The following is a 9,254-nucleotide window of genomic DNA, read 5'->3' on the forward strand; positions in this document are numbered from 1 at the left end:
TGTCGGTCAGGCCCAGCAGGGACTGGATTTCATCGAACTTGTTGACATACTTCCGCTGGTCCAACAAGATCTTGCAGTCACTGTTGTTGATGATGGTTCCCTTGACAATCGGTGACGAAATGATATCTTCCACCTCCTGGGTAACGACAACAGCCTCTCCGAAAAACTTTCGGACGGTCTTGAAAAGGTACTTCAGATATTCCGCCATGCCTTCCTTGCTGATGGCCTTCCATGCCTCCTCCAACAGAATCATTTTGCGTACTCCCTTCAACTTTCTCATCTTGTTGATGAAGGTCTCCATGATGATGATGGTGACAATCGGGAACAGTACCTTGTTGTCCTTGATATTGTCCAACTCGAAGACGATGAAGCGTTTGGACAACAGATCAAGCTGCTTGTCGGAGTTTAACAGATAGTCGTATTCGCCACCTTTGTAATAAGGCTCCAGCACATTCAGGAATCCCCACACGTCAAAATCCTTCTCCCGTGTACGCTTGGTCTTCAGGATTTCCTGATACTCGTCGCGGATGAATTCATAGAAGGTGTTGAAAGACGGAACCACGGTACTGTCCGTGCGTATCTTCTCCAGAAAGAGATTGACCGCGTTGGAGAGTGCCACCTCCTCGGCACGTGTCGGCGGCTCGTCGTCACGTTTCCACAGGGTAAGGATAAGCGTCTTGATGGACTCCTTCTTTTCGATGTCAAACACACCGTCCTCCACGTAGAAAGGATTGAAGGCTATCGGATCGCTCTCCTCATAGGTGAAATAGATGCCGTCCTCGCCATGCGTGCGGGCATGGATAAGGCTGCACAGCCCCTGATAGGAATTGCCCGTGTCCACCAGCAGTACATGCGCTCCCTGTTCGTAATACTGGCGCACCATGTGGTTGGTGAAGAATGACTTTCCGCTGCCCGAAGGTCCGAGGATGAACTTGTTGCGGTTGGTAATCGTACCGTTCTTCATCGGCAGATCGGAGATGTCCAGATGGACAGGCTTTCCGGTTAGACGGTCCACCATGCGGATGCCGAACGGAGAAAGCGAATCCTTGTAGGACGTTTCCCCGATGAACAGGCACAGGGCCTGCTCGATGAAGGTGTAGAAACTTTCCTCAGACGGAAAATCACCGGCATTGCCGGGAATGGCCGCCCAGAAAAGCGTCGGCACATCGACCGTGTTATGACGGGGTTTGGCCTCCATCAGGGCAATCTGGCTGCCCACATCATTCTTGATACGCTTCAGTTTCTCGCGATCGTCGCTCCATGCAAAGACGTTGCAGTGCGCACGGATGGAAGTGAGCCCCTTGCTATGCGCCTCGTTCAGATACTCCTCAATCCATTCACGGTTGATCTGGTTGGAACGGCTGTAACGGGACAGCGAGTGCATGTTACGGGCGGTCTGCTCGAACTTCCTCAGGTTCTCCGCCGAATCGTCTATGAAGAGATACTGGTTCACGATATGGTTGCATGTGAGCAGTATCCCTATCGGCGCGGCAAAGGAGAGGCGGCAGTCGCTGCGGTCCGTAGAGAGCCGTTCATAACGGCTGTCCGTACCCACGGATGACGGCAAATCCTCTGTCTCGGAGAGGGTATGCAGGCAGAGCAGGTTGTCACCGATTTTCATTTCCCCGGCTCCGAGGGTGATGTCCTGCAGGCTGGTCGTCTCCTCCTGCGAGAGCGAGAAATACTTTTCGATAATGCCCGCGGAGGTTTCCGTACCGATAATCTCTTCGTCCGTCAGCCTGACCATGCGAACCAAGCCGCTGTCGTTCACGATACGTTCGAACTGCCCGCAGCATTCCAGAAACCGTGCGACGGTATCCTTGTCCTGCATCTCCTTGGGGATGATGAACCCGCGCGTAAGGGCATTGAAGCTGCTGGTCGTGCGGCTGTGCTCCTTCGTGGTCTTGGTCAGGAACAGATAGCAGGTATGGTTCAGGTACGGCCGCTCGTTGAAATGCCGTTCAAAGCTGCGGCTGAGGAAACTCAGGTCATCCCGGCAGATGTCGGGTCTGTAGCTCTCCTCGATGAAGATGTCCTGCTTGTGGACAATGCTGTAATTCGGCAAAACCCGGACAGCCTTCGCCCATGTGGAATGGAGGGCCTCGTATTCGGCGCGTGTCAGCGTGAACACTTCCGGCAGCTCCACCCTGTAGGCCACGGTGATGTCGGCATCCTTACTGATGATGCACCCGTGTTCGACGGCCATCAGCGGGAACCGGCTTTCCAGCGTGGCGGCTTTCATTGCATTTCTCATACGCTTCGTTTTTTCGGGGTTGGACAAATCAACCGGAGGAAACTCTTCCGGCTGATGATGTAGCGGGGATGGCGACGCAGCGCCTGCAATTTCATCAGTCCCCATTCACCGTATTTCGCGTTCAGGCGGAAAGTCACCCAGACAAGCACCGAGGCGCAGGTGACACCGAAACCGATGCATACCCACTGGTCGATGCCTGCCATGTACATGATGACAAACAGAACGAACAGGGCAAGCAGGCCGCCGGCGAAGATGAACAGGTACTGGCTTTTCAGCCCCTTGAACTCAGGGCTGTGGCCGATTCCCTTGTTGATAGGATACTTCGCCATAATCAGAGGAAGAATGAACGTAAGATGGTGGCGGCCACGATTAAAAAGATACAGGCGCCGAACCAGCTGGCTGCCGTCTTCGAAGTGTCGGGATCTCCCGAGGAAAACTTGGAATAGACCTTCACGCCCCCGATAAGGCCGACCACGGCTCCGATGGCATAAATCAGTTTAGTCCCCGGATCGAAATAGGAAGTGACCATGTTGGTGGCTTCAGTGATACCACCGATACCATTACCCTGGGCGAAAGCCCTTGTCGTTGCAAGCAGCACCATGGCTGCAAAAAAGAGTTTTTTTTTCATGTGTCGAAACTTTTAATTGGTGAGACAAAAAATGATTTCGACCACGAATGTATGGTTTGTAATTTGCTGATTTGCAATAGTGACGGCTTGTGGCATCGGGTGTCATTACGTTACATCGGCAAGTGTTTTCGGCATCGGAAAAACAGCTTTTGATTCTTCCGGGATAGGTAGTCCGTATCTTCGCTACTTCTTGGCATGTGATTACCAATGGCCGGAACAACGGCTGATATAGACGCGAATTACAGAAAACACTGTGAACAAATCAGGAATAAGGGTATAAAACGCTTGGTCATTAAAAGGAAATCCGATAATTTAGGGACGTATTTTGATTTTTGGAAGTGCTTAGATAAATATTAGTTGGAACTTTATAATTACGAATCTATAAACCAAAGTGATATGAAGACAAAGAATTTAGTTGGAATACTCATGCTGTTCCTGTTTACATACACCTTTATCAGTTGTGATAAAGAAGACGAAGCCGGCAGAAAAATAACGGACTACAAAGAGTATGTTTTAACTGTCGCATCGGAAATGAAGCCTGGTGTAATGTGGTCAGAAGGAAATAATTTTCTTAAAGAAGTGTATGTAGTAAAAAAAGAAAATACCGAAGACTGGGAAGCCATGGGGTATATTGACGGATTTGAGTTTGAAAGGGGATATGAGTATAAAATAAAAATCAGTGAAACAAGTTATTTGGATCACAGCATGGGACAACCTGCCTGGACGGAATATGATTTGCTTGACGTCCTGTCAAAAGAAGAAAAAAATTCAGAAAACATGCCCTCGCATTTTATACCTGAATGGTTTTATGAAGAGCGTGTTTTACCTAAATATAAATATGCTGTTGAAGCCGATAAGAAAGAAGTAATTGAAACAGATTTGAAAGAGAACTCCATCATTCCCTTGGATTATCATTATTTGGTGTACAGCGGTGGGGATGATTTACTCAGATGGATTGCAATAAAAGATGATGAAAACACACTGGGACCGTGCATTATAAAAAGCGAAAACAAAGATCCGGGGGAAATGCCAGAATCCTATAAATTACTACCTCTGGAAGGGCATGTTAACGGATCTATGATGGGGTGGTCATTCTTAGACGAAGAAGGAAACGAAACAAACTATCCTTCATTTGATGTATTTGTGGGACGTACAACCAAATCAAAATCTTTCAATCCTGCCCCCAATACAGTGTATCTATATAAAGACCTTACTGAATATTATAAAAACAAATATCCAGAAGCTGGAGTAAAAACGGTTGTGGTTTCTTATACTGTTGGCATCAACTAAAATATAACCTCCGGCTGTGTTACTTGTCGGTGGTATATGCAAAGGAAAATCAAACCAGGAACTTTGCCGAGTACGTGACAAATAGAAAACAATAGGGAAAATAAAAGTAAATGCAGAATTATAAACTATTGAATTAAAGTAATATGAAAACTAAGAATCTATTTGGTATTCTGATGCTGTTCCTTTTTACATTCACATTTATGTGTTGTAATAAAGAGGAAGATGGATTTTCTAAAGAAGAAATACAACAGATGCTATTCGACCTGAAAGGAACTTATCACGGCTCTGTACAAATAGCCTATTATCAAGGTTCAAATATACAGGAACTTCAGAATGCAACAGCTGTTTCACGCGATTCACTCAAATTCAATATCTCATTACTGCCCCTATCGGAATTGATTTCAGACGAAACTATTGCAGAACGTTTGCGAGAAATAGGTGAAGTGTCAGTTATGGCCGGATATGAATTTTTACAATGGGATTCAGGTGTCATTCACTTCGTATTGCATCCAAAAGATGTCAATATCTCAGATGAACACGATATGTTTGATGACATTCGGATTGTGTTTTCCATGAATTATGGTGGTGATGCAATGACTTATATGAACTCTATGAGTTTTAATATGTCACCTTTGGAATTATGGGTGAACGGAAAGAAATATGATGACTTTCCTCGCCTTGTTTATCATTTCGAAGGGGAATATGAATAATAATTAATAGTAAAAAGTCGCACGAATTCAGAACTATAAACTTCAAAATAGAATATTATGAAAAACGGGAAATAACTTACTGACATGGGGTACTTACATTCAACCAGACTTCAACGGTCTGACCGTTGAAATCTGGTTGGTTTGAACTACTAATCACGCATACTTATCTATATCGAAAGGCTCTTCTTCCTTACGGTCTGTTCTCCCTGAGGAACCCGGTTGGTCACCCAAATACTTGTCAAGCAGGTTGTTTACCTTATCCAGATTGCTCAGCTTGTTGGTCAGGAAGGTCAGTATCTCCGTCTCACTCAGTTTGTAATGGATAGTTTTTGCGGCCCGTCGGGCTTTCTGTTCGTCCGTAGTCCCGGAGGTAAGGACCTCAGCCACGTTGTTTATTTCCTCGATTGTCAATGCCGTGTTGAAATCCGGGTCGGGTTCGGTATCTACTGGAGCCATCAGCTCCGCCCGGTCCTCTTCCGTCAGCCCCTTGTTCTCTTGCGCCACATCATCGGTACCAATATCCTTGTCTTCCTCTAAAGGAACTTTCTCCATAGGTTCGGAACGGGTAGGAATCTGTGTCGTCGTTTTCGGATCTTCCAGATAGACAATCTTTGTTTTGCCGATTACATCATCGTTTTCGGAAGGAGATGAGGGTATAGCCGTTCCCGATTTTTCTTTGGCTGTACTTGTTTCCGGCTTTTTATATTTGGCCTTTCTGCGAGCCCGACGCTCAGTTTGTTCCATTCGTCGTTTGCGGTATTTCCACAATCTGACGCGGGCAATCCGTATCACTCTGAATAGGTGGTCCCATATTCCATACATACGCCGGCGAAAAATGAATTTCCACACCTGGTACAGTACATAAATTGCACATACGGCCTTTATCGTAAAATAGAGTAGGGGAATCATAGTCAAAATGGTTTTAGGGGTTTATAATACTCTTTGTTATACAGGTCGGTGATTTCGTCCCAATGCTTCTGCAGGTGGTCCACGAGGATATTGCTGATAAAGCCGGATATGCTCATCTCTGGAGCGATGACAGGCAATACCCGTTTGATGCACTCAGCTACCTCCCGGTTGATATAGACATGGGAGCGGTTTGATGCAGGTATGTTGACCAGAAACCTTTCCCGGTATCCGCAGGACTCATCTTTTTTCCTCTTGGGCCTCTCCAGGACGGGCTTTTCCGCTGGAGTATCTGCCGGTACGGTTGAGGCAGGGCTTTTCGCTTCTTGCCGTTCTACGGCCTTTTCTTCCGGGGCGGGTCTATCCTTCCCGAAAACAGGTATGTCGCCGACGATGATATCCTTCAGGACATCTTCGTCCACTTCTACGATTTTCTTTTTCATGACTGTCCGAGTTTAAGTTTGACCATAAGCTCTTCCGCAAGTTCTACCACTCCGCTGCCTTCCAGTTGCCTGGCCGGAGGTGGCATCAGCGTGCAACGGAAAAAGGCACGCTTGGCATGGGTAATCTCCTTTTCATAACGGCACAGGTCAGGAAGCGTGCTGTCAAGGACTGTCAGATGCAGCTCTCTCATGACTTCCGAATATGACTTGAGAATCTCCACATTGGTACGTTTCTTCAATTTGTTCCAGAAAAAGAAGATGTCCTTGAGCAACGGGGTATTTTCCATCTTCTTGATGTGATCAAGCACGGTCGTGGCAAATGCCAGCGTGCTCTGCATTACAATCAGGTCCGGGATGGTGGGAGTCAGCACGTAATCCATGTTGACAATCGTACGGAATACCCCGGTGGACTCGACCGTTCCTGGAAGATCCACAAAGATGAGGTCGTAATCTCCTCTTGCCGCAATCTCATCAGCCGCCTCCCTTGCCTTTTCAGCGGTGGAGCCTACAATGGGGTAGGCCTTTTTCTGCACCCGGTTCCACTGCTGTTTGATCAGTTGCCGGTAATAGGCACTGTTGGAAACGGCTTTTTTATCCCGTTCCCTCATACGCACGAGACTGTGTTGGGGAGAGTCACAGTCAACGATGGCTACGTTCAGCCCCTTCTCGAAATGGAAGTAGCTGGCAAGCACTACGGACAGGGCCGATTTCCCGACCCCTCCTTTCTGGTTGCTGATTGCAACGAACAAAGTTTCTTTACTCATAAGTCTTTCTGTTTAATTGTTATAGAATAATTATCGGTGTCATCCACTTATCTGTGAATCCGCAGACGTTTCCTTCCAACCGTCCAAAACTGCATCCATTAACGGTATCATCCAGTGTCATAACCTTTAATGCAACTGTTACCGCATCTTTCCGACATTGTTTCCATCTGCGGTCGGTCTGTTGGTCATGACAATCCGTCAACGGTCTCGTCCGATATTGCTTCCATCATCCCGACCGTTACCGGAATCATCGGATAATATGACCATCATTCCGCTATCAGAAGACCGGTTGTAACCGTCCGCATGGCAAATAAAAAGGGATTTTCCCGAATAAATGCCATCAGCTAGGGCCGGTGACGACCCGTGTCATTAAATGGCATCTCGTTACATGCAATGTGCTGTTTTACAGATGGATATACCGAAGTAACTTTGCCACCGACAACGGAATGGATGCCGGATGGAGCTATCCCGAAGCCGAAGAATGAGGCTGAAGGTCAAAACTCAATTTGACTTCAGGCAAATTCATGTTCAAGCGAACATAGCAAGTTGTGTTTTGGGCAGCCCGAAATGATTCGGGCATCCCAAAACAAACTTGCCACTCGCCTGAAGGCTCGGGAGGGATTTCCTCCAAAGTCGGAAATCCATAACGGAAAATCAGCAACAGAAAATCTCAATGCGTATGGAAGAAAACAGTAAAAGAAGAACAAGAAGAAGCACGGGCAGAAAACCGAAGACCGACCCGGCAGTATTCCGCTACGGTATCAAACTGACTTCGGAAGAGAACGGAAATTTCGAGCTGCTGTTTGAAAAATCCGGGATGAAACAACGGGCAAGATTCATCAAGGCGATGATTTTCGGACGTGAAATGAAGGTCGTCAGAATCGACAAGGCTGCGATGGACTACTACATCAGACTTACAAATTTCTACCACCAGTTCCAGGCCATCGGCAACAACTACAACCAGACGGTGAAGGCAGTCAAGTCCAATTTCGGCGAGAAACGGGCGTTCGCCCTGCTCCGCAATCTGGAAAAGGCCACCATCGACCTGGTGGTGCTGAGCAAGCGGATCATCATGCTTACCAGGGAGTTCGAGGAGGAATACCTTATAAAAAGAAAGAAGGAGGAACAACAGAATGGTGGCTAAGATCAACAGGGGTGTATCGCTCTACGGGGCGGTCATCTACAACCAGCGTAAAGTGGACGAGGCAACCGCCCGTATCATCGCGGGCCACCGCATGATTACCGACCTCACCGGAAATCCCCACAATGTCATGCAGCAGACGCTATGGGCTTTCGAGAGCTACCTCGCCGCCAACAGGAACACTGAGAAGCCGGTACTGCATATCTCTCTGAACCCATCGGTGGACGACCGCCTCACGGACGGGCAGTTCGCGGAACTGGCACGCGAGTACATGCAGAAGATGGGCTACGGCGACCAGCCCTACATCGTCTATCTGCACGAGGACATCGACCGCAGGCATGTCCATATCGTCTCCACCTGCGTGAAGGAGAACGGCGAGAAAATCAGTGACGCATACGAATGGAATCGTTCGATGAAAGCCTGCCGGGAACTGGAAAACAGATTCGGACTCAAGCCTGTGGCTGACAAGCGGAACGAACTGCTGGAACCGTATCTCAAGAAAGCGGACTACCGGGACGGGGACGTGAAACGTCAGGTCGGCAATATCCTCAAGAGCGTGTTTACCGCCTACCGCTTCCAGACATTCGGGGAGTTCAGCGCCATGCTCTCATGCTTCAACATCGAGGCCAAACAGGTTCGGGGAGAATTTGAAGGCTCACCCTACAACGGTATCGTCTATACCCTGACGGACGATACGGGCAGACCGGTATGCACGCCTATCAAATCTTCGCTCATCGGCAAGCGCTTCGGCTACGAAGGGATAGAAAAAAGGATTGCCGTCAATGTCCGTGACTTCAGGAACCGGAAGTGGCAGCCGAAAATCCATGACACCGTCGCACTGGCCATGCACGGCTGCAGAGGAAACCGGGAAGACTTCATCCGGCTTCTCGGGGAAAAGGACATCGATGTGGTGTTCAGGGAAAACGAGGAAGGCCGCATCTACGGCGTGACTTTCATCGACCACAGGAACCGTGAAGTATATAACGGCTCCCGTCTGGGCAAGGAATTTTCCGCCAACGCCTTCGAACAGCTTTTCAGCAGGCCGCAGGAATTTCCGGAACAGGAAGCTCCCGGACAATATGCCGGCACACGGGAGAGCCTTTCCGACAGCATGGAGC

General features: G+C 48.2%; 10 protein-coding genes. 4 read left to right on the forward strand and 6 right to left on the reverse strand.

Features of this window, described 5'->3' with window-relative positions; all coding sequences use genetic code 11:
• The 3 genes from B5F38_RS13635 to B5F38_RS13645 all read right to left on the reverse strand — a co-directional run.
• Window positions 1–2,254: TraG family conjugative transposon ATPase (locus B5F38_RS13635; RefSeq protein ID WP_087409685.1), on the reverse strand; the 2,254-nt coding region annotated here is incomplete at its 3' end.
• Window positions 2,251–2,583 (reverse strand): DUF4133 domain-containing protein, encoded by a 333-nt coding sequence (locus B5F38_RS13640; protein WP_087409678.1) that lies wholly within the window; start codon window positions 2,581–2,583, stop codon window positions 2,251–2,253. The genes B5F38_RS13635 and B5F38_RS13640, both read right to left, overlap by 4 nt.
• A gap of 2 nt (window positions 2,584–2,585) precedes the next feature.
• Window positions 2,586–2,882 (reverse strand): DUF4134 domain-containing protein, encoded by a 297-nt coding sequence (locus B5F38_RS13645; RefSeq protein WP_087409679.1) that lies wholly within the window; start codon window positions 2,880–2,882, stop codon window positions 2,586–2,588.
• 396 nt (window positions 2,883–3,278) lie between these two features.
• Between B5F38_RS13645 and B5F38_RS13650 the strand changes: the two genes are divergently transcribed.
• Window positions 3,279–4,172: a DUF4377 domain-containing protein gene (locus B5F38_RS13650; RefSeq protein WP_087409686.1), complete on the forward strand. Its 894-nt coding sequence runs from the start codon at window positions 3,279–3,281 to the stop codon at window positions 4,170–4,172.
• Window positions 4,173–4,315: 143 nt separating this feature from the next.
• Window positions 4,316–4,882 (forward strand): DUF4840 domain-containing protein, encoded by a 567-nt coding sequence (locus B5F38_RS13655; RefSeq protein WP_087409680.1) that lies wholly within the window; start codon window positions 4,316–4,318, stop codon window positions 4,880–4,882.
• Window positions 4,883–5,035: 153 nt separating this feature from the next.
• Here the strand turns inward: B5F38_RS13655 and B5F38_RS13660 are convergent, their stop codons facing one another.
• The 3 genes from B5F38_RS13660 to B5F38_RS13670 all read right to left on the reverse strand — a co-directional run bounded on the left by B5F38_RS13660 (window position 5,036) and on the right by B5F38_RS13670 (window position 6,995).
• Window positions 5,036–5,626 carry a DUF4122 family protein gene (locus B5F38_RS13660; RefSeq protein WP_241147873.1) on the reverse strand — a complete coding sequence of 197 codons (591 nt, stop codon included), beginning with the start codon at window positions 5,624–5,626 and terminating at the stop codon, window positions 5,036–5,038.
• 167 nt (window positions 5,627–5,793) lie between these two features.
• Window positions 5,794–6,231 carry a DUF3408 domain-containing protein gene (locus B5F38_RS13665; RefSeq protein WP_087409682.1) on the reverse strand — a complete coding sequence of 146 codons (438 nt, stop codon included), beginning with the start codon at window positions 6,229–6,231 and terminating at the stop codon, window positions 5,794–5,796.
• On the reverse strand, window positions 6,228–6,995 hold the full coding sequence (locus B5F38_RS13670; protein WP_087409683.1) for a ParA family protein: 768 nt from the start codon (window positions 6,993–6,995) through the stop codon (window positions 6,228–6,230). Before B5F38_RS13670 ends, B5F38_RS13665 begins: the two co-directional genes overlap by 4 nt.
• Before the next feature lie 673 nt (window positions 6,996–7,668).
• On the opposite strand from B5F38_RS13670, the gene mobA reads away from it, so the two are divergent.
• The gene (gene mobA, locus B5F38_RS13675) at window positions 7,669–8,139 is read left to right on the forward strand and encodes a conjugal transfer protein MobA (protein ID WP_017141823.1); all 471 of its coding nucleotides are present in this window, start codon (window positions 7,669–7,671) and stop codon (window positions 8,137–8,139) included.
• Window positions 8,129–9,254, forward strand: a 1,126-nt coding sequence (gene mobB / locus B5F38_RS13680) for a conjugal transfer protein MobB (RefSeq protein ID WP_087409684.1), incomplete at its 3' end; no start/stop codon positions are given. The genes mobA and mobB, both read left to right, overlap by 11 nt.

This window comes from Barnesiella sp. An22, from assembly GCF_002159975.1.
Lineage (GTDB): Bacteria > Bacteroidota > Bacteroidia > Bacteroidales > Barnesiellaceae > Barnesiella > Barnesiella merdigallinarum.